The sequence below is a fragment of the Pseudomonas asiatica genome, from assembly GCF_040214835.1.
Classification (GTDB): Bacteria; Pseudomonadota; Gammaproteobacteria; order Pseudomonadales; family Pseudomonadaceae; genus Aquipseudomonas; species Aquipseudomonas putida_Z.
Genome location: NZ_CP157874.1, coordinates 1500168 through 1521475, shown reverse-complemented (window position 1 = coordinate 1521475; position 21308 = coordinate 1500168). Strand labels below are relative to the sequence as shown.

At 64.7% G+C, this 21308-nt stretch carries 23 protein-coding genes and 1 pseudogene; 10 read left to right on the top strand and 14 right to left on the bottom strand.

Annotation, left to right across the window (positions count from 1 at the left end; translation table 11 throughout):
• Positions 1-61: 61 nt before the first annotated feature.
• From ABNP31_RS06950 to ABNP31_RS06935, 4 genes are all read right to left on the bottom strand, one after another.
• Entirely contained in the window at positions 62-394 is a 333-nt protein-coding gene (locus ABNP31_RS06950; RefSeq protein ID WP_003260395.1) for a ribonuclease E inhibitor RraB, read from the bottom strand.
• A 176-nt stretch (positions 395-570) separates the two neighbouring features.
• Positions 571-807: a hypothetical protein gene (locus ABNP31_RS06945; protein WP_025338164.1), complete on the bottom strand. Its 237-nt coding sequence runs from the start codon at positions 805-807 to the stop codon at positions 571-573.
• A gap of 252 nt (positions 808-1059) precedes the next feature.
• Complete coding sequence (locus ABNP31_RS06940) at positions 1060-3135, bottom strand: LTA synthase family protein (RefSeq protein WP_350013128.1); 2076 nt, start codon at positions 3133-3135, stop codon at positions 1060-1062.
• Between the two features lie 159 nt (positions 3136-3294).
• Positions 3295-3486: a PLDc N-terminal domain-containing protein gene (locus ABNP31_RS06935; RefSeq protein ID WP_012271091.1), complete on the bottom strand. Its 192-nt coding sequence runs from the start codon at positions 3484-3486 to the stop codon at positions 3295-3297.
• 124 nt (positions 3487-3610) lie between these two features.
• Between ABNP31_RS06935 and ABNP31_RS06930 the strand changes: the two genes are divergently transcribed.
• On the top strand, positions 3611-4549 hold the full coding sequence (locus ABNP31_RS06930) for a ZIP family metal transporter (protein WP_085590062.1): 939 nt from the start codon (positions 3611-3613) through the stop codon (positions 4547-4549).
• A 123-nt stretch (positions 4550-4672) separates the two neighbouring features.
• On the opposite strand, the gene ABNP31_RS06925 is transcribed toward ABNP31_RS06930, so the two are convergent.
• Together ABNP31_RS06925 and ABNP31_RS06920 are read right to left on the bottom strand one after the other, a co-directional pair.
• Positions 4673-5203, bottom strand: coding sequence for a hypothetical protein (locus ABNP31_RS06925; protein WP_085665302.1), 531 nt, complete (start codon positions 5201-5203; stop codon positions 4673-4675).
• A gap of 60 nt (positions 5204-5263) precedes the next feature.
• A complete protein-coding gene (locus ABNP31_RS06920; RefSeq protein WP_025338159.1) occupies positions 5264-5788 on the bottom strand; it encodes an ankyrin repeat domain-containing protein in 525 nt (174 codons plus the stop codon).
• 264 nt (positions 5789-6052) lie between these two features.
• Between ABNP31_RS06920 and ABNP31_RS06915 the strand changes: the two genes are divergently transcribed.
• Entirely contained in the window at positions 6053-6325 is a 273-nt protein-coding gene (locus ABNP31_RS06915) for a DUF3509 domain-containing protein (RefSeq protein ID WP_025338158.1), read from the top strand.
• 123 nt (positions 6326-6448) lie between these two features.
• On the opposite strand, the gene ABNP31_RS06910 is transcribed toward ABNP31_RS06915, so the two are convergent.
• The 3 genes from ABNP31_RS06910 to aroC all read right to left on the bottom strand — a co-directional run bounded on the left by ABNP31_RS06910 (position 6449) and on the right by aroC (position 9363).
• Entirely contained in the window at positions 6449-6985 is a 537-nt protein-coding gene (locus tag ABNP31_RS06910; protein ID WP_350013127.1) for an oxidase, read from the bottom strand.
• Entirely contained in the window at positions 6985-8139 is a 1155-nt protein-coding gene (locus tag ABNP31_RS06905) for an MFS transporter (protein WP_085692431.1), read from the bottom strand. Before ABNP31_RS06905 ends, ABNP31_RS06910 begins: the two co-directional genes overlap by 1 nt.
• A 132-nt stretch (positions 8140-8271) precedes the next feature.
• Complete coding sequence (aroC, locus tag ABNP31_RS06900) at positions 8272-9363, bottom strand: chorismate synthase (protein ID WP_350013126.1); 1092 nt, start codon at positions 9361-9363, stop codon at positions 8272-8274.
• Between the two features lie 236 nt (positions 9364-9599).
• Between aroC and ABNP31_RS06895 the strand changes: the two genes are divergently transcribed.
• Positions 9600-10562 (top strand): alpha/beta hydrolase, encoded by a 963-nt coding sequence (locus ABNP31_RS06895; RefSeq protein WP_084785076.1) that lies wholly within the window; start codon positions 9600-9602, stop codon positions 10560-10562.
• A gap of 214 nt (positions 10563-10776) precedes the next feature.
• Positions 10777-11559 carry a hypothetical protein gene (locus ABNP31_RS06890; RefSeq protein ID WP_350013125.1) on the top strand — a complete coding sequence of 261 codons (783 nt, stop codon included), beginning with the start codon at positions 10777-10779 and terminating at the stop codon, positions 11557-11559.
• A 109-nt stretch (positions 11560-11668) separates the two neighbouring features.
• Here ABNP31_RS06890 and prmB read toward each other — a convergent pair whose 3' ends face one another.
• Positions 11669-12577: a 50S ribosomal protein L3 N(5)-glutamine methyltransferase gene (prmB, locus tag ABNP31_RS06885; protein WP_015269350.1), complete on the bottom strand. Its 909-nt coding sequence runs from the start codon at positions 12575-12577 to the stop codon at positions 11669-11671.
• A gap of 180 nt (positions 12578-12757) precedes the next feature.
• On the opposite strand from prmB, the gene ABNP31_RS06880 reads away from it, so the two are divergent.
• The 5 genes from ABNP31_RS06880 to ABNP31_RS06860 all read left to right on the top strand — a co-directional run bounded on the left by ABNP31_RS06880 (position 12758) and on the right by ABNP31_RS06860 (position 15622).
• On the top strand, positions 12758-13348 hold the full coding sequence (locus ABNP31_RS06880; RefSeq protein WP_025338152.1) for a cysteine hydrolase family protein: 591 nt from the start codon (positions 12758-12760) through the stop codon (positions 13346-13348).
• Between the two features lie 86 nt (positions 13349-13434).
• Complete coding sequence (locus tag ABNP31_RS06875; RefSeq protein WP_024086500.1) at positions 13435-13755, top strand: hypothetical protein; 321 nt, start codon at positions 13435-13437, stop codon at positions 13753-13755.
• Positions 13756-14014: 259 nt separating this feature from the next.
• A complete protein-coding gene (locus ABNP31_RS06870; RefSeq protein ID WP_024086499.1) occupies positions 14015-14575 on the top strand; it encodes a Smr/MutS family protein in 561 nt (186 codons plus the stop codon).
• Between the two features lie 70 nt (positions 14576-14645).
• A complete protein-coding gene (folE, locus tag ABNP31_RS06865) occupies positions 14646-15191 on the top strand; it encodes a GTP cyclohydrolase I FolE (protein WP_013971502.1) in 546 nt (181 codons plus the stop codon).
• Between the two features lie 59 nt (positions 15192-15250).
• Positions 15251-15622 (top strand): glutaredoxin family protein, encoded by a 372-nt coding sequence (locus tag ABNP31_RS06860; RefSeq protein ID WP_003260822.1) that lies wholly within the window; start codon positions 15251-15253, stop codon positions 15620-15622.
• A 69-nt stretch (positions 15623-15691) separates the two neighbouring features.
• Here the strand turns inward: ABNP31_RS06860 and ABNP31_RS06855 are convergent, their stop codons facing one another.
• Positions 15692-16294, bottom strand: coding sequence for a glutathione S-transferase family protein (locus ABNP31_RS06855; RefSeq protein ID WP_061302973.1), 603 nt, complete (start codon positions 16292-16294; stop codon positions 15692-15694).
• 145 nt (positions 16295-16439) lie between these two features.
• Between ABNP31_RS06855 and ABNP31_RS06850 the strand changes: the two genes are divergently transcribed.
• Positions 16440-17630 carry a benzoate/H(+) symporter BenE family transporter gene (locus ABNP31_RS06850; protein WP_350013124.1) on the top strand — a complete coding sequence of 397 codons (1191 nt, stop codon included), beginning with the start codon at positions 16440-16442 and terminating at the stop codon, positions 17628-17630.
• A gap of 143 nt (positions 17631-17773) precedes the next feature.
• On the opposite strand, the gene ABNP31_RS26175 is transcribed toward ABNP31_RS06850, so the two are convergent.
• The 3 genes and pseudogenes from ABNP31_RS26175 to ABNP31_RS06840 form a co-directional block, all read right to left on the bottom strand.
• Positions 17774-18478: a methyl-accepting chemotaxis protein gene (locus tag ABNP31_RS26175; RefSeq protein WP_411959613.1), complete on the bottom strand. Its 705-nt coding sequence runs from the start codon at positions 18476-18478 to the stop codon at positions 17774-17776.
• A gap of 204 nt (positions 18479-18682) precedes the next feature.
• A pseudogene (locus ABNP31_RS26170) lies at positions 18683-19162 on the bottom strand (methyl-accepting chemotaxis protein); the annotation flags it as partial.
• A 668-nt stretch (positions 19163-19830) separates the two neighbouring features.
• On the bottom strand, positions 19831-21228 hold the full coding sequence (locus ABNP31_RS06840) for a PLP-dependent aminotransferase family protein (RefSeq protein ID WP_085590048.1): 1398 nt from the start codon (positions 21226-21228) through the stop codon (positions 19831-19833).
• Positions 21229-21308: the final 80 nt, after the last annotated feature.

Here is a 21308-nt window from a genome sequence, read left to right as displayed (position 1 = left end):
CGCCTGTAGGAGCGGCCTTGTGTCGCGATGGGCCGCAAGGCGGCCCCAAATTCCCAAAGTCTCAGGCTATGGGCCGTTCCTGCTTGACCCCCCACCCTTCCACCTCACCGCCATAAGGTGTCACCAGCTGCTCGAAGGCCTCTTCGAAGTCGCCAATCCCGCCATGGGTGGCATACATGACCTTGCTCAGCTCCAGATGCCAGGCACCGTCGCCCAGCTCCTTGACCTGGGCATTCAGCGATTCACCGCGAAACTGCCCGGCCGCGCGGCGGGCCCCTGCTTCGTCGGGGAATATGGCGTAGAACTCGATGGGGTGGATCTGGGTGAAGTCGAAACCGCCTGCCTTCATCTGGCGCAGGACGTTGCTGCTGATATCGTCGTTCTGGCTGCTCATGAAACGTCCTCCTGAATAATGCGATGGATAGACTTTCCGTGCACTACGCACCTGCCGGCAGCGGCCGGGCAGTTCGAGCTGATGCAAGACGCGAAGGGATGCGGTGCCGACCCGCAGAATAGGCCGGCACCTTCTTGCAGCGTAGTGCCTGCCAGGGCACCACGCAAACGTGTGGTTCAGGGCGTTTCGTGGATGCTGGTGATGGTCACGCCACTCTGTTCCTTGAGCCAGCGTGCGGTGGGTGAAACAGTGCGGTCCTGGAAGTCGTTGAGGTCCAGCTCGTCCATCACCGGGAACAGGTGCGAACGGATGGCCCGCGCGGCGTCCTCCTCGCTGGGGCACTGGTCGCCGTGCAGCGTCAGGGTGGTGAGCACGCCCTTCTGGTCGGCAAAGATGACTTCCCACTCTTTCATTGAACGAACCCTCTAAGTCAACGAACACCGGGTGTGTGATGCCTGAAACAAGTGACCTTGAGGTGGGGAGAATGTTCAGTCAGATGACTTGGTAGCGGTGCGGCTTTTTGTGGGAGCGGCCTTGTGTCGCGAAAGGGCCGCAAAGCGGCCCCGGCGATTTATGCATGGATACTGGATCTGGGGCTGCTGCGCAGCCCTTTCGCGACACAAGGCCGCTCCCACACGGCCCAGGTCCGCCTGGCGATCCAGCTATTACTTCGGCGTGCCGTGCACAACACCGGCAGTGTTATCCAGCAAGCTCTTGGTCGCGGTCTGGATATACGCTTCCAGCTTCTTCAGCATTTCCGGCTGGTCCGGGCTTTCGATCAGCTCGGCCTTGAACTCGCTACCCAGCTGGTAGCGGTACATGCGCGGGGACATGTCCTTGGACTCGATCAGGATGCGGTCGCCCTGCACCAGGCCGACGATCTGCTCGCTGCCCGATGGCTTGATCATGCCCACGCCCTGGTCGCCCTCAGGCAGGTTGAGCAAGTCGCGGCCCCAGCACTGGTGACGGGCCTGGCCACCCAGGCGGCCCATGATGGTCGGCACGATGTCGACCTGGGTGCCCACGGTGTGGTTGACCGCACCGAACTTCTCCTGGATGCCCGGGGCAATCAGCAGCAGCGGCACGTTGAAGCGGCCCAGGTCCAGCTCGGTGACCTGCTGGTGGTTGCCAAAGCCATGGTCGCCAACGATGACGAACAGAGTTTCCTTGAAGTACGGCTCCTTGCGCGCCTTCTCGAAGAACTGCCCCAGCGCCCAGTCCGAATAGCGCATGGCGGTCAGGTGCTCGTCCAGGCGGCCCTGGCCGGTTACCGGCTCTACCGGCAGGTCCTTGGGCAGCGCGTACGGGGTGTGGTTGGACAAGGTCTGCAGCAGCGCGTAGATCGGCTTCTTGCCATCGTGCTTGGCCAGTTCTTCGGCGCCGCGGTCGAACATGTCCTGGTCGGACACGCCCCAGGTCGGGTCGGAGAACACCGGGTTGACGAAGTCGTTACGGCCAATGAAGGTGGTCATGCCCTGGTTGCCGAAGAACCCGGACTGGTTGTCCCAGGCAAAGTCGCCGTTGTAGACGTACACGTCGTCGTAATCGCGGGCGCTGAGCAACGCTGGCAGGCCGGACAGCTTGTGGCCGCCTTCCGGGGTCTGCATCAGGTATTCGAAGCCTGGCAGGTTGGGGAAGCAGGCCATGGTGGCGAACATGCCCTGGTGGGTATGGGTGCCGTTGGAGAAGAAGCGGTCGAACAGCAGGCCCTCTTTGGCCAGCTTGTCGAAGTACGGGGTAATGCTGTTGGGGCTGCCCAGCGCGCCCACCGAGTGGCCGGCGAAGCTTTCCATCAGGATCACCACCACGTTCTTGATCGGCAGGGTGCGCTCGGCCGGCGGCACGAAGTCGCGGCGGATTGCAGCCTCGTCGGCATCGACCAGGGTGTCATTGGCGGTCAGCAGCTGCTCGCGCACGCTCTGCGTGGCCACGTCCTGCTCCAGCACCGGCTTCCAGATGTTGGCGCGGTCTTCGCCGAAGCGGCTCTTGGCAGCATCGATCAGGGTCAGGGTGCCGTTCAGGCCCAGCTGGTTGACGAAGTTGGAATCGGTGGTGAAGGCATCACCCCAGCGCATCGGCGGGCCCTGGCGCAGGGTGCCACGGGCAGCGACCACGGCCACCAGCAGGATCACCATGAACACCGCCAGGCGGTTGTACCACGGCGCCGCGCGGCGCTGCAGGGTGACCTCGCCTGCGCCATTGCCCCGGGTCATGCGGTCGATGCCCTTGAACAGCAGGCTCAGCAGCCAGGTGCCGAACAGCCAGGCCAGCAGGTAGCGCACCACCGGGAAGCCGTACCAGAGCATGCTCAGCACGGTTTTCGGGTCTTCCTTGATGTACTGGAACACCAGGCCGTTGAGGCGCTGGTGGAACTCGCGATAGAAGTCCATCTCCATCAGGCCGAGGAACATCACCACGCTCGAGGTGATGGTCAGCCAGAAACGGAACAGGCCACGCCGGGCCATGGCCCAGGGGCTGAGGATGGCCAGCAGCAGCGGAATGCTGATGTACACCACCACCCGCAGGTCGAAGCGCAAGCCGTTGAGGAAGCCTTCGGCGACGGTCGCATTGGGGGTATCGCCGATCATGTCGCTGTTGTAGACCAGCAGCGCCAGGCGCACGAGGCTGAGCATCAGCATGATCACCAGGCCGCTGAGCAGCGTGTAGGCCAGGTGGGATTTCAGGGTGGGCGAGAACGACGCTCGCGCGCCCCGTTGCTTCAAGGCGTCCGGGTTAGCCATGAATGGGAAGGTCCTAGGATTGCGGGTTTGCGGATATGGTGCAGGTGTATACCAACGCAGCATTGTGCGGGTGCGGATTCTGTTTAAACCAATGTGAAAATTTTGTCACGGGGGTGTTGCGGGTTTTGTCTGTTCCGGCCCTATCGCCGGCACAGCCATTCAGATCCGCACATTCCCCCGCGGCCCGGCAATCGCCCAGATCACCAGCCCCACTACCGGCAGCAAGGCGATCAGCAGGATCCACAACACCTTGATGCCCACTTCGCTGCCACTCTTGATCACATTGAGGATGGCCCAGATATCCAGCGCCAGGATGATCAGCCCGACCAGGCTGTTGAACGTCGACCCCATGCCTAAACTCCTGTCCAGAGGCTTTGCCACAGCATAGCCAGCTATCACGTCGATAGAAGGGAATCCTTGGCCGTTTGCGCGGGTCACTGCTTAAACTGCTGTATCCATTGATTTCGAGGTTGCCATGCCCCCCGCTCATACCCACCCCGTTGCCCTGCCCTCGCCCGTCAGCGCCTGGCGCCAACAGATGCACGACAACCCATGGATAGGTGCCGGCCTGGCCCTGAGCCTGCTGGTGGTACTGGTACTGCTGGGGGCAAGCCTGTGGAACGCAGTGAACGGCGACCACGCCGAAAACCTGCATCTGGCCGCACTGGGCGGGTTGTCCGGCTTTGGCGCCACGGCGCTGGGCGCGGTGCTGGCGGTGGTGCTGCGCGATGTCAGGGCGCGCACCCAGGATGTGATGCTAGGTTTTGCTGCCGGCATGATGCTGGCGGCCAGTTCGTTTTCGCTGATTCTGCCGGGCCTGGATGCCGCCCGCGAAATTACCGGCAACGGCCCGGCCGCGGCCTTTACCGTGGTGCTGGGCATGGGCCTGGGCGTGCTGCTGATGCTGGGCCTGGACCGCTTCACCCCGCATGAACACGAAAGCACCGGCCCGTGCGGCCCGGAGGCCGAGCGCATCAGCCGGGTTTGGTTGTTCGTGCTGGCGATTACCCTGCACAACCTGCCTGAGGGCATGGCCATTGGCGTGAGCTTTGCCAATGGCGACATGAACATCGGCCTGCCACTGACAAGCGCCATCGCCATCCAGGACATCCCCGAGGGGCTGGCCGTGGCGCTGGCCTTGCGCGCTACCGGGTTGTCGAACCTGAAGGCTGCGCTGGTGGCGATCGGGTCGGGGCTGATGGAGCCGCTGGGAGCGGTGATCGGCCTGGGGATTTCAACCGGCTTTGCCTTGGCCTACCCGGTGAGCATGGGGCTGGCGGCGGGGGCGATGATCTTTGTGGTTAGCCACGAGGTGATTCCCGAAACCCACCGCAATGGGCACCAGACAGCGGCGACCCTGGGGTTGATGGGTGGGTTTGCGGTGATGATGTTCCTGGATACCGCGCTGGGCTGACTATTCAGGTTGCCTGAACCGGCCTCTTCGCGGGCTTGCCCGCTCCCACAGGACTCCACTGCCCTCGGGCCCAGTGATTATCCTGTGGGAGCGGGCATGCCCGCGAAGAAGCAAACGCGGAAATCAGACGTGCACGGCGACCTTCAGGGCCTCCAGGGCCGGCTCGACCTTGATCCCCACCTCTGCCCCCAGCTCCAGCACCCGCGCCAGGTCTTTCTGCCCCACCATCACCATCTGCAGCTCGTCATCCAGCAACTGGCTAAAGTTGAGCAGCACATAACCACCCGCCTCTTTGTTCAGCGCGCCCATCTGCACCTGGATGCGGTTGAGTGCGGTCAGCGGCTCGGTGCGGGCCAGTTGCTTGGGCTTGAGGGTGAACGGCACGCTCTGGTCGAACGAATCGCTGATCTGCTGGAACAGGTCCTGGTAGCTGTCGGCCTGGAACACCACGGTGTCCGGCAGGCTGCCCAGCACCACCCATTCGCCCAGCGGGATGGGGAAGCTGTCGTCGTAGTTGATGTCGGGGTTGGCGGCCAGGAAGGCGGCGGGGTCGGCGTAGGCCTGGGCGGCCTCGTCGGCGATGCGCTCGATGTCTTCCTCGCGCATGCAGCCAGCGCCAATGAGGCTGATGAATTCGAGCAACTGAGTTTTCATGAAAGGGGGCCTGCGACGGGTGAAAAGTCGCCAAGGATAGCCGCAAATGCCCCCTTGCGGTTAGCCGGCCAGCACTTGCAGGCGCGCTGCGGCGTCCACGGCCCCCATGGTTTGCGCTGCCATCAACGCGGTGGTACCACGGGCATCCTGACGGGCCGGGTCGGCCCCCTGGGCCAGCAGGTAGTCGAGGATTTCGCTGCGGTTGAACATGGCCGCCAGCATCAGCGCGGTGCGGCCATCCTGCGCGGCGGCGTCCACCGGTACGCCGTGCTCCAGCAACAGGCGGATCATGGCCAGGTCGCCCTTGAATGCGGCACCGGCGATGGGTAGCTGGCCGTTATCGTTGGCAATCAGCGGGTCGGCGCCATGCGCCAGCAGCACGCGCACTGCGTCGTGGTGGCCGTGGTAGCTGGCCAGCATCAGCAGGGTGTCGCCCTTGTGGTTGCGCAGGTTGGCCGGCAGGCCGCTGGCAAGCAGGCGCCCGAGCATCTCGGCATCGCCTTGGCGAGCACGTTCGAACACCTGCTCGGCGAAGGCGGCGGTTTCGTCGTCGGTCATGGTGGCAGGCGTGGGTTGGCTGGACATTTGGAACCTCCTGGCAGAAATCGTTGCCCAAGTTTTTGTCAGGCAAGGCTGCCGGGTCAAAGGTTCAGATTCTATCGGGCCGATAGCTGGCCACGGGTCGTGCAATATGCACTGTGCAAAATGCACGACCGTGCAGCTTGCACGACAGCGCTTCGGAAAAAAATGCGTAAACAACTGAATTTAAAGGGATTTTTCAGAAAAAATTCCTGGCACGGTCACTGCAACAATCAACTCACGTCTGCCACGCAACAGCCAGGAGTTGATATGGACCTCATCCAGGAAAAGTTTGTTTCGGTATTTTCGGCCTACCAGGTGAATACCCAGGCCCGACCCGACGGCGGTGTGCTGCTGACCCTGCGCGCTGCTGATGGCAAGGTCACCCGCCGGGTACTGACCTATACACAATTGCACAGTGCCGAACAGCTTTCGTGGGCGATCAGTGCGATTCGCCGGGATCTGGCCGAACAGGCCAGTGAACTGCCGGTGATTTCGATGCTGCAGAGCCAGCAGCGGTTTGCCTTGCCGACTTATCGCTGAGTTTTGTGTTGGATTATCTGGCCTCTTCGCGGGCTCGCCCGCTCCCACAGGCATAGCGCGGCCCTCAGGCTCGGCGATATACCTGTGGGAGCGGGCGAGCCCGCGAAGAGGCCGGCAAAGCCATCACAACTCATCAATGCCCAGAAACGCCCGCGCAGTCACATCCCCGGTAAACCTCGACTGCATCCCCTGCTCGCTGCCATACAAACGCAACGCCAGGCAAAACGGCGCATCGCCCAGCTCGACCCAGCGCCGGGTCCCCGCTGGCACCACCAGCTGGTCGCCCTTCTCGCACAGCACCGAATACACCCAATCCCCCAAACGCAGGCCAATCTGCGCCCGCCCGCTGATCACGGCAAACACCTCGTCGGCGTCATGCACATGCTCATCGCGCACGTCCACCTGCGCCGGGGCCTCGCCGTCACGGTTGAGCACCACGAAGGCTTTGCTGCCATGCGCTGTCATCAACTGGTCCAGGTGCTCGCGGCAGGCCTCCAGCACCTCGTCCTGGGCCGTACCCGGGCGCACCCGTAGGCCATGCTCGGCCTGGGTAAAGCGCACGCCCTGCTCGGCCAGGGTGGCTGCGATGTCGTCGTGGTGGGTCAGCACCTTGTTCGGCAGTTCCGGGCTGGAGGGGTGGAAAACGCTGAGAATGCTCATCAGGGGCGGGTCCTGGTCGGTTGCGAACAAAGGGCAATGATAACGGCTGCAGCCAAGGCTGCGGCACTGGCCATACCAAAGGTGAAGGTGGGCCCCAGCAGTTTCCAGCTGTAACCCGAATACAACGCCCCCAGCGCACCGCCAGTGCCCGACAGCGCCGCATACAGCGCCTGGCCCTGGCCCTGCTGGCGTGCGCCGAAGCTTGCCTGGACGAAAGCGATGCTGGCGGCATGGAAGCAGCCGAAGGTGGCAGCATGCAGCACCTGGGCGAACACCAGCACCGCCGGCTCACCGGCCAGGTTGCCCAGCAACAGCCAGCGCAGCGCCGCCAGCACGAAGCTGGCCAGCAGCACCTGTTGCACCGAAAAGCGCGCGAAGATGCGGCTCATGGCCATGAACACCAGTACTTCGGCCACCACCCCCAGTGCCCACAGCAAGCCAATGGCACCCCGGGCATAGCCCAGGTGTTCCAGGTGCAAGGTGAGGAAGGTGTAGTACGGCCCGTGGCTGAGTTGCATCAGTGCCACGCAGGCGTAGAACGCGATCACCCCGGGCGCGCGCAGCTGCTGCAGGAAGCCGCCCGCGCCGCTGCGCTCGCCCTGCTCCACCGGCTGGGCATTGGGTACCCACAGGCTGGCGGCGACGATGCCGGCCATGATCGTGACCAGCGCCACCGGGTAGATATCCAGGCTCAGCCACTCGAACAGCCGGCCCAGGCCAACCACGGTGAGGATGAAGCCGATCGAGCCCCACAGGCGCACCTGGCTGTAGCGCGCGGTTTGCCCGTGCAGGTGGGCCAGGGTGATGACCTCGAACTGCGGCAGCACCGCATGCCAGAAGAACGCGTGCAGGGCCATGACCAGCGCCAGCCAGGCGTAGCTTTTGCCAAGGAAGATCAGGGCGAAGGTGGCCAGGGTCGACAATGCGCCCAGGCGCACGATCAGCAGGCGCTGGCCGGTGCGGTCACCCAGCCAGCCCCACAGGTTGGGGGCGATGCAGCGCATAAGCATGGGGATGGCCACCAGCTCGCCGATGCGTGCTGGAGAGAAGCCCAGGTGGTCGAAGTACAGCGCCAGGAACGGGGCGGTGGAACCGAGCAGGGCGAAGTAGAACAGATAGAAGCTGGACAGGCGCCAGTAGGGGATTGGTTGCATGGGGTGGCCTATGGGGTTGCCGGTACTGGCCCTATCGCCGGCAAGCCAGCTCCCACAGGTACCCCAAAATGTTCAGGCTTGTGGTAATCCTGTGGGAGCTGGCTTGCCGGCGATAGGGCCAGTGCAAGCGAATCAGAGCTGGCCCAGCACCGGGGTATTCACCTTCACATCGGCATTCTGCGCGCGGTGGCGCAGCAGGTGGTCCATCAGCACGATGGCCATCATCGCCTCGGCGATCGGCGTGGCGCGGATGCCCACGCACGGGTCGTGGCGGCCTTTGGTGATGACGTTCACCGGGTTGCCGTCGATGTCGATGGAGCGGCCCGGGGTGGTGATGCTGGAGGTCGGCTTCAGCGCCAGGTGGGCAACGATCGGCTGGCCCGAGGAAATACCGCCGAGGATGCCGCCAGCATTGTTGCTGAGGAAGCCTTCCGGGGTCAGTTCGTCACGGTGCTCGGTGCCGCGCTGGGCCACGCTGGCGAAGCCGGCGCCGATTTCCACGCCCTTGACCGCGTTGATACTCATCAGCGCATGGGCCAGTTCGGCGTCGAGGCGGTCGAAGATAGGCTCGCCCAGGCCCGGCATGACGCCTTCGGCGACCACGGTGATCTTGGCACCCACCGAGTCCTGGTCACGGCGCAGCTGGTCCATGTAGGCCTCCAGCTCCGGCACTTTGCTCGGGTCAGGGCTGAAGAAAGCATTCTGCTCCACCGACTCCCAGGTCTTGAACGGGATTTCGATCGGGCCCAGCTGGCTCATGTAGCCGCGCACGGTAATGCCCTGGGTGGCCAGGTATTTCTTGGCGATGGCACCGGCGGCCACGCGCATGGCGGTTTCGCGGGCCGAGCTGCGGCCACCGCCGCGGTAGTCGCGGATGCCGTACTTGTGGTGGTAGGTGTAGTCGGCGTGGGCCGGGCGGAACAGGTCCTTGATCGCCGAGTAGTCCTTGGACTTCTGGTCGGTGTTGCGGATCAGCAGGCCGATCGAGCAGCCGGTGGTGCGGCCTTCGAACACGCCGGAGAGGATCTCCACCTCATCGGCTTCCTGGCGCTGGGTGGTGTGCCGGCTGGTGCCGGGCTTGCGCCGGTCAAGGTCGTGCTGCAGGTCGGCGAGGGAAATTTCCAGGCCCGGTGGGCATCCATCGACAATGGCGACCAACGCCGGGCCATGGCTCTCGCCAGCGGTGGTGACAGTGAACAGCTTGCCGTAGGTATTGCCGGACATGGACGCTCCGCGAGATCTGCCTGAAGTGAACGAAAGCGGCAGTATACAGATGGATTGATCGCCTGTGCTGGCCTCTTCGCGGGTAAACCCGCTCCCACAGGGTAGTCACAAGATGCGAAAATCGTGCTGTACCTGTGGGAGCGGGTTTACCCGCGAAGAGGCCAGTACAGGCAACCTCCCCTTCGAACCTTCCCGCAAACACTGGGTCAAACCCTCATCTCCCCATGTAGTACCGCATGATGTCGCGCCTCGTCGCCCTCTTCTTCCTGCTGTGCACCGGTCTGGCCCAGGCCGCCGCCCCCACCGTGCTGCAACGCCCGATCGACCTCGACACCGGCCAGGGCGTGCTGCACGGCAGCCTGCTGCTGCCGCAACAGCCCACCCCGCCACCGGTGGTGCTGATCATCGCCGGCTCCGGCCCAACCGACCGAGACGGCAACAATCCGGCGTCAGGCCGGGTCGACAATCTCAAGCGCCTGGCCCTGCTGCTGGCCAACGAGCACATCGCCAGCGTGCGCTACGACAAGCGCGGGGTGGCCGCCAGCCAGCCGGCCACGCCCGACGAGCGTGACCTGAGCGTGGAGCGCTACGTGGCCGACGTGGTCGCCTGGAGCCACAAGCTCAAGGCAGACCCGCGCTTTGGCCCGTTGATCCTGATCGGGCACAGCGAAGGCGCGCTGATCGCCAGCCTGGCCGCCGAGCAGGCCGGCGCCAGCGCGGTGATTACCCTGGCCGGCAGCGGCCGGCCGCTGGCCGAGGTGCTGCGCGAACAGCTGGCCCAGCGCCTGCCGCCAGCACAACTGGCCGGTGGCAGCGCCCTGCTCGACCGCCTGCAGGCCGGTCAGACCAGCCTGGAGGTGCCGGCGCCGCTGCGCCAGGTGTTCCGCCCCAGCGTGCAGCCCTACCTGATTTCGCTGTTCCAGCAGAACCCGGCGGCGGCCTTTGCCCGCCTGCCCATGCCCGCGCTGATCGTGCAGGGGCGCAACGACGTGCAGGTGGGCGTGGTCGACGCCGAACGGCTGAAGGCTGCCAAGCCGGATGCCCAACTGGTGCTGATCGATGGCATGAACCACATGCTGCGCATCAGCCCCAAGGCGATGAGCCAGCAGCGCGACAGCTACCTCAACCCTGAACTGCCGCTGGCAAGGGAGCTTGGCGAGCAGATTGTGACGTTTATCCAGCATTTGCCTTCGGCGTAAGGGAAATAGGCTCAGGTCCTGGGCGCTTCTGCCGATAGGGTGGATAACGGCGAAAATTGGGGCCGCTGCGCGGCCCTTCGCGACACAAGGCCGCTCCTACAGCGTTACGCGTCGTCTCTGCGATGCGCGATCCTCTGTAGGAGCGGCCTTGCGTCGCGAAAGGGGCACGCAGTGCCCCCTCTTGCAGCCGGCACGCACTTGAGGACAAACCCTGATGACAACCGCCCCCGCCGCCGTAGAGCCGGCCGAAGAGCCCGAGGAAAGCCCCGCCCTGCCCTGGGCCGAGCTGGCCGCCGAACATTTCCAGCTGTTGCGCCTGGCCGCCCTGCCCACCGACCGCAACACCGGCGCACGGCCGCTGCGCTTTGTGCAGTTCGGCTATGCCGAACGCCACGACAAGGCCCACAGCCTGTTGCGCATGGAAATCCAGCTGCCCGGGCAGAAGGTGCACAAGGAACAGAACCGCCTGGACATTCGCGTCGACCACACCGCGCGCCTGGTGCGCATTGGCAATGAACATGGCTTGCAACTGGAGCCGCTGAACCGTGGCATCGGCCGCTTCTTGCTGGCCCAGGCCGCGCAGTGGCTGCAGCGCAAGTGGTCGCACTACCAGATCGAGGGCATGGCGCTGCCGAGCAAGGATGCGCTGAACGAAGACTCACGCCTGCGTCGTGACCACTGCCTGCGGGGCATGGGTATCGAGGTGGAGTACGAGGACAGCCAGCATCTGAAGGGCCGTACCGTGGAAATGACGGTGGGCCAGCTCAAGGGCGCGTGGAACAGCGAGCGCTTGCAGCGAGTGGGGATGCTGGATGCTGCCGGCCTGCTGCAGCAGGCTGACCAGCAGTTGCAGGAGAAGGAAGGGCAACTGCGTGAGCGGGATGAACGGGTTGCCAAGTACCAGCGTGAGGACAGCGGGTTGCGCTTTACCATCACCTGCCTGGTGGCGTTTGCGGTGTTCCAGGCGGGGTTGCTGATCTGGATTGCCACGCGCTGAGACCGCGTCGCCTGCTTCGCGGGCTTGCCCGCTCCCACAGGAATTGCGCAAAGCCTGAGGACAGCGCTGTACCTGTGGGAGCGGGCAAGCCCGCGAAGGGGCCCTGAAGTCAGACCCGGGCCTTGAACAGTTCCTGATGCTGGCGGCACTGCTCGGCAGTCAGCATGAACACCCCATGCCCGCCGCGCTCGAACTCCAGCCAGGCAAAGTCCACCTCGGGGTACAGCGCCTCGACATGCACCTGGCTGTTGCCCACCTCGACAATCAGCAAGCCCTTGTCGGTCAGGTGGTCCGCCGCTTCGGCCAGCATGCGCCGCACCAGGTCCAGGCCATCGTTGCCGCAGGCCAGGCCCAACTCGGGCTCGTGGTGATACTCGGCCGGCATGTCGTCGAAGTCCTCTGCATCGACATACGGCGGGTTGGACAGGATCAGGTCGAAACGCTGCCCCGGCAAACCGCCAAAACCGTCGCCCTGCACGGTATACACGCGCCCGTCCAGGCCGTGGCGTTCGATGTTCTGGTTGGCCACTTCGAGCGCCTCGAACGACAGGTCGGCCAGCACTACCTCGGCCTCGGGGAACACGTCGGCGGCAACGATGCCGATGCAGCCAGAACCGGTGCACAGGTCGAGAATGCGCGCCGGCTCGCTCGCCAGCCAAGGCTCGAAGCGTTTCTCGATCAGCTCGCCAATCGGCGAACGCGGCACCAGCACGCGCTCGTCGACGATGAACGACATGCCGCAGAACCAGGCCTCGCCCAGCAGGTAGGCGGCCGGCACGCGTTCTTCGATACGGCGCTTCAGCAGGTGCTGCAGGCGTACCCGCTCGTCGTCCTCGAGCATGCAGTCCAGGTAGCTGTCGGCCACCTCCCACGGCAGGTGAACCGCTCCCAGTACCAACAGGCGGGCCTCGTCCCAGGCGTTGTCGGCACCGTGGCCGAAGAACAGGTCGTGCTCGTGGAAGCGGCTGACCGCCCAGCGGATGTAGTCGCGCAGCGTGCGCAGGCGGGATGTGATCACGGGGTACTCCTAATTCAGACCGGACAAAAGTCTAACAGCCCCATCCGCACATTTGTTCCTTTGCCTTACCCAATGGCTAGCCACAAGCCAGTAACCATGCCGCTTGCGTTGTCAACCATTCCCATTGGCGCCAAGGCAGGGGAGAATAGGTATACAAAAGCCCTATCCAAGGAGCCCTTGATGTCCGTTCCAACCACGATGTTTCGCCTCACTGGCCGCGACTACCCGCCGGCCAAGCTGAGCCACGCCAGCCTGATCATCATCGATGCGCAAAAGGAGTACCTCAGCGGGCCCCTGGCGCTGTCGGGCATGGACGAGGCCGTGGCCAACATCGCCAGGTTGCTCGACGCCGCGCGCAAGAGCGGCCGTCCGATCATCCACGTTCGCCACCTGGGCACTGTCGGTGGCCGCTTCGACCCACAAGGGCCGGCCGGCCAGTTCATTCCGGGGCTGGAGCCGCTGGAAGGCGAAATCGTCATCGAAAAACGCATGCCCAATGCATTCAAGAACACCCAACTGCATGAGACCCTGCAGGCGCTGGGCCACCTGGACCTGATCGTCTGCGGCTTCATGAGCCACTCCAGCGTCAGCACCACGGTACGCCGCGCCAAGGACTATGGTTACCGCTGCACCCTGGTGGAAGACGCTTCGGCGACCCGCGACCTGGCATTCAAGGATGGGGTGATCCCGGCCGCGCAGATCCACCAGTGCGAAATGGCCGTGATGGCCGACAACTTCGCTTGCGTGGCCCCCACCGCCAGCCTGATCTGATCGGCTGGGTACGACCGCCCGGCAGCCGGGCGGAACCCGATGGGCGGCTCCAGGTCGAATTCCGGATATCCACAGAGGAGAGCGGAATGAAGCTCAAAGGCAGTTTCGACGCCAAGCGCCTGCGCCCGCGCGAACCGCGTAACTGGGGCGCCCGCCTGGCGGCCGGCCTGTCGGCCATGCTGGCGACCCTTGGCGTGCTGCTGGCGATGGCCGGGGTCGCCGGCCTGCTGGGCAACTACCCTGCCCTGGCGGAGCTCAATGCCAACAAACCGCTGGCCGGCATCCTCACCGTGGCCGGCTTGCTGCTGCTGTGGCTGGGCGTGCGCTTCTGGCGGCGCAGCCGCATTCGCCTGCGCCGCGGGCGGGAACTGAACCTGTCGCCGCACCTGATGAAAAAACACGATTGAGGCGCTGCTGACGCGCTCCTTGTGGGAGCGGCCTTGTGTCGCGAAAGGGCCGCAAAGCGGCCCTGGCAATTTGTGCAGTGAAGCTGAATCCTGGGGGCGCTGCGCGCCCCTTTCGCGACACAAGGCCGCTCCCACCTCGATCACATCAGCCTCAAGCCATGCGCAATCCCTGTAGGAGCGGGTTTACCCGCGAAAGGGCCGGCACAGGCTGCACAAGGCCCCACAGTCGCGTAAACTACGCCGCCCACGTGGAGGCATCATGCAAGACGACGATTTTTCCCTGTTCAAGGCCGAAGTGCGCGGTGTCAAACCGATCACGCACGACCGCGCCGAAGTCGGCAAGCCCAAGGCCGACCGCCAGAAGCTGGCCGGCCTGCGCCAGGCGGCGACCGTGCGCAGCGATAAAGCACTGGTGATCGACGGCATGTCCGACCAGTTCGTCATCGACGTTGGCGCCGAAGACGAGCTGCTGTGGCGCCGCGATGGCGTGCAGGAAGGCCAGCTGCGCAAGCTGAAGCTGGGGCAGATCCCGTTCGAGGGCAGCCTCGACCTGCATGGCATGACCGTGGAAAAGGCCCGCGAAACCCTGTGGGACTTCATCGCCGAAGCCACCAAACTGGAAGTGCGCTGCGTGCGGGTTACCCACGGTAAGGCCGCGCGCCTGGACGGCAAGCGCCCGATGATCAAGAGCCACGTCAACACTTGGCTGCGCCAGCACCCGCAGGTGCTCGGTTTTGCCTCGTGCAACGCCCGCCACGGCGGCACCGGCGCGGTGTATGTGATGCTCAAGCGAACCATGCTCGAAGGCCGCGACGAGTAACGCCGCGCTTGCAGCGCCGCCCTCACCGCCGTACCCTTCGTTTTTGCGATTTTTTCCCACAGGTAGATCCATGTCCCTGGAACAGAACTACACCGAGATCCTCAGCCAGATTGGCGAGGACGTCTCCCGTGAGGGCCTGCTCGACACGCCCAAGCGGGCTGCAAAGGCGATGAAGTACCTTTGCCGCGGTTATGAGCAAACACTGGAAGAAGTCACCAACAACGCGCTGTTCAGCTCTGACAACAGCGAAATGGTGCTGGTCCGGGACATCGAGCTGTATTCGATGTGCGAACACCACATGCTGCCGTTCATCGGCAAGGCGCACGTGGCCTACCTGCCCAAGGGCAAGGTACTGGGCCTGTCGAAGGTGGCGCGCATCGTCGACATGTACGCTCGCCGCCTGCAGATCCAGGAAAACCTCAGCCGCCAGGTTGCCGAGGCCGTGCAGCAGGTAACCGGTGCCGCCGGCGTTGCCGTGGTCATCGAAGCCAAGCACATGTGCATGATGATGCGCGGTGTCGAGAAGCAGAACTCGACCATGATCACCTCGGTGATGCTGGGTGAATTCCGCGAAAACGCCGCCACCCGCAGCGAGTTCCTCAGCCTGATCAAGTGATTGGCTGCTGACCCCGAGCCGACCCTGCCGGGTCGGCTTTTTCATTTCAGGAGTTGCCCATGATCGTCAAAGCCCTGCGGGTTGGCCTCGGCCAGCTCATCGTGTTCGGTGACTGGATCAGCCGCCCGGCCAAGCGCAAGCGCGACGCCGCCGCCCAGGCCCGCGTCGAGCAAGCGGCCCAGGGCCTGGCGCTGTACCAGTTCCACGCCTGCCCGTTCTGCGTCAAGACCCGCCGTACCCTGCACCGTTTGAACGTGCCGGTGGCGCTGCGCGATGCCAAGAACGACCCGGTGCACCGCCAGGCCCTGCAGGAAGGTGGCGGCCGGGTGAAAGTGCCGTGCCTGCGTATTGAAGAGGCGGGCAAGGTGACCTGGATGTATGAGTCCAAGGCGATCATTGCCTACCTGGATGAGCGGTTCGCTTCGGCCTGACCGTTTGTAGACTTCCTGTACCAGCGCTTTCGCGGGCACGCCCGCGAAGAGGCCGGCACAGGCTAGAAACTAGCCCACCATCGGCACATGCCGTGGATGGCTGCTGACCCGCTCCAGCCAGGCCCTCACTGCCGGGTAGTCGGCCAGGTCGAACCCGCCCTGCTGCGCCACATGGGTGTAGGCATACAACGCCACATCGGCAATCGAATACTGCTCGCCGACCAGGTACGGCGTCATCTGCAGCTGCCGCTCCATCACCCTCAGGGCCTTGTAACCGCCCTTGTGCAGCTTGCGGTACTCCTCCAGGCGCTCGTCTGGCAACCCCAGGTAGAACTGGATGAAACGCGCCACGGCAATGTACGGCTCATGGCTGTACTGCTCGAAGAACTGCCACTGCAACACCTGGGTGCGCAGGCGTGGCTCGGTGGGCAGAAACTCGCTGCCATCGGCCAGGAAGTTGAGAATGGCATTGGACTCCCACAGGTAGCTGCCGTCTTCCAGCCCCAGCACCGGCACCTTGCCGTTGGGGTTCATCGCCAGGAACTCGGGCGTTTCGGTCTCGCCCTTGAGGATGTCCACCGGGTGCCATTCATATGGCCGGCCCAGCAGGCTCAACATCAGCTTGACCTTGTAACAGTTGCCCGACTGGTAGTCGCCATAGACCTTGTACATCGCCCCTCCACTCCCAAGCAGTTCTGCATTTGCGCCCAATAGTTGGCGACTGTACGGCTAAAAGCAATGGCCGCTGTATGGCAAGGATCAACCTTGCTCGCTGTAGTCTGAAAAAACTGCTTACACCTTTACAAGGATTTTGTTCATGACCGATGCCACTTCCGCACGCCTGCGGCCCCTGGCAGACAGCTCCCCGTCGGCGGTGGTCGCCGGCTTCATCGCCATGCTCACCGGCTATACCAGCTCGCTGGTGCTGATGTTCCAGGCCGGCCAGGCTGCCGGGCTGACCAGCGCGCAGATTTCGTCATGGATCTGGGCGTTGTCGATCGGCATGGCGGTGTGCAGCATCGGCCTGTCGCTGCGTTACCGCACGCCGATCACCGTGGCCTGGTCCACCCCCGGCGCCGCCCTGCTGATCACCAGCCTGGGCGGAGTCAGCTATGGCGAGGCGATCGGCGCCTACATCACCTGCGCCGTGCTGGTGCTGATCTGTGGCCTGACCGGCAGCTTCGAGCGCCTGGTCAAGCGCATCCCGGCCTCGCTGGCCTCGGCGCTGCTGGCGGGCATCCTGTTCAAGATCGGCAGCGAAATCTTCGTTGCCGCCCAGCACCGCACCTTGCTGGTACTGGGCATGTTCTTCAGCTACCTACTGGTCAAGCGCCTGTCGCCGCGTTACTGCGTACTGGCCGCGTTGCTGGTGGGCACGGTGCTGTCCGGCGCCCTGGGCCTGCTGGATTTCAGCGGCTTCCGCCTGGAAGCGGCCACACCGGTGTGGACCACGCCAAGCTTCTCGCTGGCGGCGACCATCAGCATTGGCATCCCGCTGTTCGTGGTGGCGATGACCTCGCAGAACATGCCGGGTGTGGCCGTGCTGCGCGCGGACGGCTACCAGGTGCCGGCCTCGCCGCTGATCTCTGCCACCGGCTTTGCCTCGCTGCTGCTGGCACCGTTCGGCTCGCACGGGGTCAACCTGGCGGCGATCAGCGCGGCGATCTGCACCGGGCCACATGCCCATGAAGACCCGGCCAAGCGCTATACCGCGGCGGTGTGGTGCGGGATTTTCTATGGCATTGCCGGGGTGTTCGGCGCGACCTTGGCGGCGTTGTTTGCGGCGCTGCCGAAAGAGCTGGTGCTGTCGATTGCGGCGCTGGCGCTGTTTGGCTCGATCATGAACGGGCTGACCGTGGCCATGAGCGAAGCGCGGGAGCGGGAGGCGGCGGTGATCACCTTCATGGTTACCGCTTCGGGGCTGACCTTGTTCTCGATCGGCTCGGCGTTCTGGGGGATTGTGGCGGGGGTACTGACCTTGATGATCCTCAACCCGCGCAGGGCCTGAAGGTATTTGTTGCCTGTACCGGCCTCTTCGCGGGTAAACCCGCTCCCACAGGGATCACACAATATTCAGCATTGTGGTATTCCTGTGGGAGCGGGTTTACCCGCGAAGAGGCCGGTACAGGCAACACAAGGCCAAAGCCCAGATCACAACCTGAAATGCCCCACCATCCCCTTCAGGTCGGTCCCCAACTGCGCCAGCTCGATACTCGAACGGGCATTGTCCTGCATTGCCAACGCCGCCTGATCGGCACTACCACGGATCTGCGTGACGCTGCGGCTGATCTCTTCCGCCACCGAGCTCTGCTGCTCGGCCGCCGCGGCAATCTGCTGGTTCATCTGCTGGATCAATGACACCGCCGCCGCAATGCTGCCCAGCGCGCTTTCGGTCTGCAGCGCATCGGCCACCGCCAAACGCACCAGCTCGGTACTGCCGCGAATCTGCGCCACCGACTGCTGGGCATTGCCGCGCAGGCTGGCGACCAGGGTCTCGATCTGCTCGGTAGACTGCCGGGTACGCCGCGCCAGCGCACGCACCTCATCAGCGACCACGGCAAAACCACGGCCCTGCTCACCCGCCCGGGCGGCTTCGATAGCAGCATTCAGCGCCAGCAGGTTGGTCTGCTCGGCCACGCTCTTGATCACTTCCAGCACGTCGCCAATGGTGTGGATCTCGGCACTGAGGCTGTCGATACCGGCGCTGGCCGTCTCCGCCGCCGCCGCCAGCTGCTCGATGCGCTGCATGCTCTGGCGCACCACCTGCTGCCCGGAATCAACCTTCTCGTCCGCAGCCTGGGCCGCCTGCGCCGCCTCTTCGGCATTACGCGCCACATCGTGCACCGTGGCGGTCATCTGTTGCATGGCGGTGGCTACCTGCTCGGTCTCTTCCTTCTGGCTGCCCACCTCGCGGTTGGTCTGCTCGGTCACCGCCGATAGCGCCTGCGCATTGCCGGCCAGTTGCTCGATGCCCTGCTGCAAACCGCTGACAATGCCCGACAGGCCCGCCGCCATCTGCTGCATGGCCTGCATCAGCTGCCCTACTTCGTCACGCCGTGGTGCCTGGGCGTCAAAGCTCAGCTCGCCGGCAGCGATGCGCTGGGCGCGGGCAATCACATGCTTGAGCGGGCCGACCACGGCGCGGGTGATCAGCCAGGCGGCCAGCACACCTACCAGCAACGCCAATGCCGTAGCCAGGCCGATGGCCACGGCATTGCGTTGCAGTTCGCCCTGCAGGGCCTGCTCCTGCCCCAGGTAAGCCTGGTCGACCCGGCTGGTGACTTGTTCGGCACTGGCCTGCAACTGCGCCTTCAAGCCCTGCTCGCGGGCCAGCTGGTCAGTGTATTCGTTGAGTTTTTCCGAGAAGCTGCCGATGTGCCCCGCCACTTCGCCCAGCACACTCTGGTAGCCAGCATCGCTGACGGCGCCCTGCAACTGGCTGACCAGGCTGGCGGCCTCGACAGTCTGGGCGATGCGTTCCTGGCTGACGCCCTCTTCGCCCTTGCGGCTTTTTTCCAGGCGTACCCGCGCTTCGTCCATGGCCTGCAGCATCAGCCGCGACACCTGTGCCACCTGCCCGGCCTGCTCGAGGAACGCGCCGCCCTGCTGGCCCTGGGACTGCTTGAGGGTATACACGCCGTCGTCAGCCAGGCCGGCCTGCAGCACATCGAGGTTGTTGGCCACGCTGGACACCGACCAGCTGGCCATGTCCAGCGCCAGCTCCTTGGCCTGCACCGCTTCGACAAAGGCCTCGAATGCCTGGCCGTAGGCGGCCAGGTCGGTTTCCGCCGCCGCCAGCGCCGGCAGGCCACGGGCGCGTTCGGCCAGGCCCTGCAGGCCACTGCGCAAGGCCTCGGCCTGCTGCAGGTCGGAGCGTAGGGCAAAGGCCTGCTCGTGCTGGCGCAAGCGCAGCAGGTCGGTATTGAACTGGGCCAGTTGGCGCAAGCTGTCGAAGCGCTGGCCAACACTGTGCAGCGCGGCAATGCCAATGGCCGCCACCGCCAGGGTCAGCACCAGCACCAAGGCAAAGCCCAGGCCGAGTTTGCGGGCCATGCCCAGGTTGGCCAGCACACCGTGCTTGCTCGCGCCCATGCCGATTCCCCTTCTGCGTGCGAGGTTATCCCGAAGGCCAAGGGTGGCAACGTTGCCAGCCGATGAACAAGGGCCTGGCGTCAGAATAGTGTCAAATAGCTATGAGCGTGTCGCTATCAGCTTGGCAGAGGTCGCCCTGCGTGCTGAAGGAAGGCCTGGGCGCGAGAGTCCTGCCCGTAGGCGACATTGATGCGCAGCCAGGTGCTGGCCGTGCCCTGGTAATCGAAGGCGCTGCCGGGGGTGAGCAGCACATCGTGTTCCAGCGCCAGGCGCTCCAGGCTGGCGAAATCCCGACCCGGCACGCAGGCCCAGACGAACATGCCGCCGTAGGGCTCGCAGAACACCTGCCAGCCCGCCTGCTCCAGCTGGCCGAGCAGCCTGGCCATGTGTTGCCCCAGGCGCACACGCAGCCGCTGCACGCTCTTGCGGTAGCTGCCGTTGGCCAGCATCTGCCCCACCACCTGCTCGGCAAAGCGCGAGGTGCCAATGCCGCTGACCATCTTCAACTCGGCCAGGCGCGCCAGCAATGCCGGGTCGGCGACCAGGTAGCCGACCCGCAGCGAGCTGCTGAGAGTTTTCGAAAAGCTGGCCATGTAGATTACCCGCTGTTCGCTGTCGAGGGTGGCCAGGCGGGTGGCCGGGCCTTCCTGGAAGTCGGCGTAGATATCGTCCTCGATGATGCGCAAGTCGTGCTCGCGGGCCAGCTCCAGCAGGCGGTAGGCCACCTTGGGCGTCAGGCTGGTGCCGGTGGGGTTTTGGTACAGGCTGTTGATGAACAGGCAGCGCGGCTTATGCGCCGCCAGCAGAGCTTCGAGGGTGGCCAGGTCCGGGCCTTCGGCGGTGCGCGGCACCGGCAGCATGTGCACCTGGTGCTGGCGCAGCAGGTTGTACAGGTTGTAGTAGCCGGGGTTTTCCACCAGCACCGTGTCGCCCGGGCGCAGCAGGGTGCGCACCAGCAGGTCGAGGCCGTGGCTGGCGCCGTGGGTAGTGAGGATACGTTCGGGGCCGGCGGCGATGCCCAGCTGCGCCAGGCGCTTGTGCAACTGCTGGCGAAGGCTGGCCAGGCCCAAAGGTGGGCAATAGTCGAACAGGTCCTGTGGGTTGCCGCGGCTGACCTGGCGCACTGCCTGGGCCAGTTCGGTGGCGGCGCGCCAACTGCTGGGCAACCAGCCGCAGCCCAGCTTGAGCAACTCGTCATGGCCCTCGCGAAACTGCCGCCAGCTGCCGTCGCCGGCCTCGCCCCAGGGTTGGGCGTCTTCCACGGCCAGGCCGGGTTTGCGCTCGGCGACGAAAAAGCCAGTGCCGTGGCGGGCCTCCAGCCAGCCGCTGGCGACCAGGCGGTCGTAGGCTTCGATCACACACGACGCACTGACCGCCTGGCTGCGGGCCAAGGCCCGGATCGACGGCAGGCGCGCGCCGGGGCGCAGGCGTTGCTGGTCGATCCAGGTTTGCAGGTGGTCGGTGAGTTGCTGCACCAACGGGGTGGTGCTGGTGCGGTCGAGGGGCAAGTGCATGGGGCAAGTGTTCGCTGGTTTTGAGCGAACAGTTAAGCATAAAAGGGTTGGCGGTGTGTCTGGTGATGGGGATGGGCTGG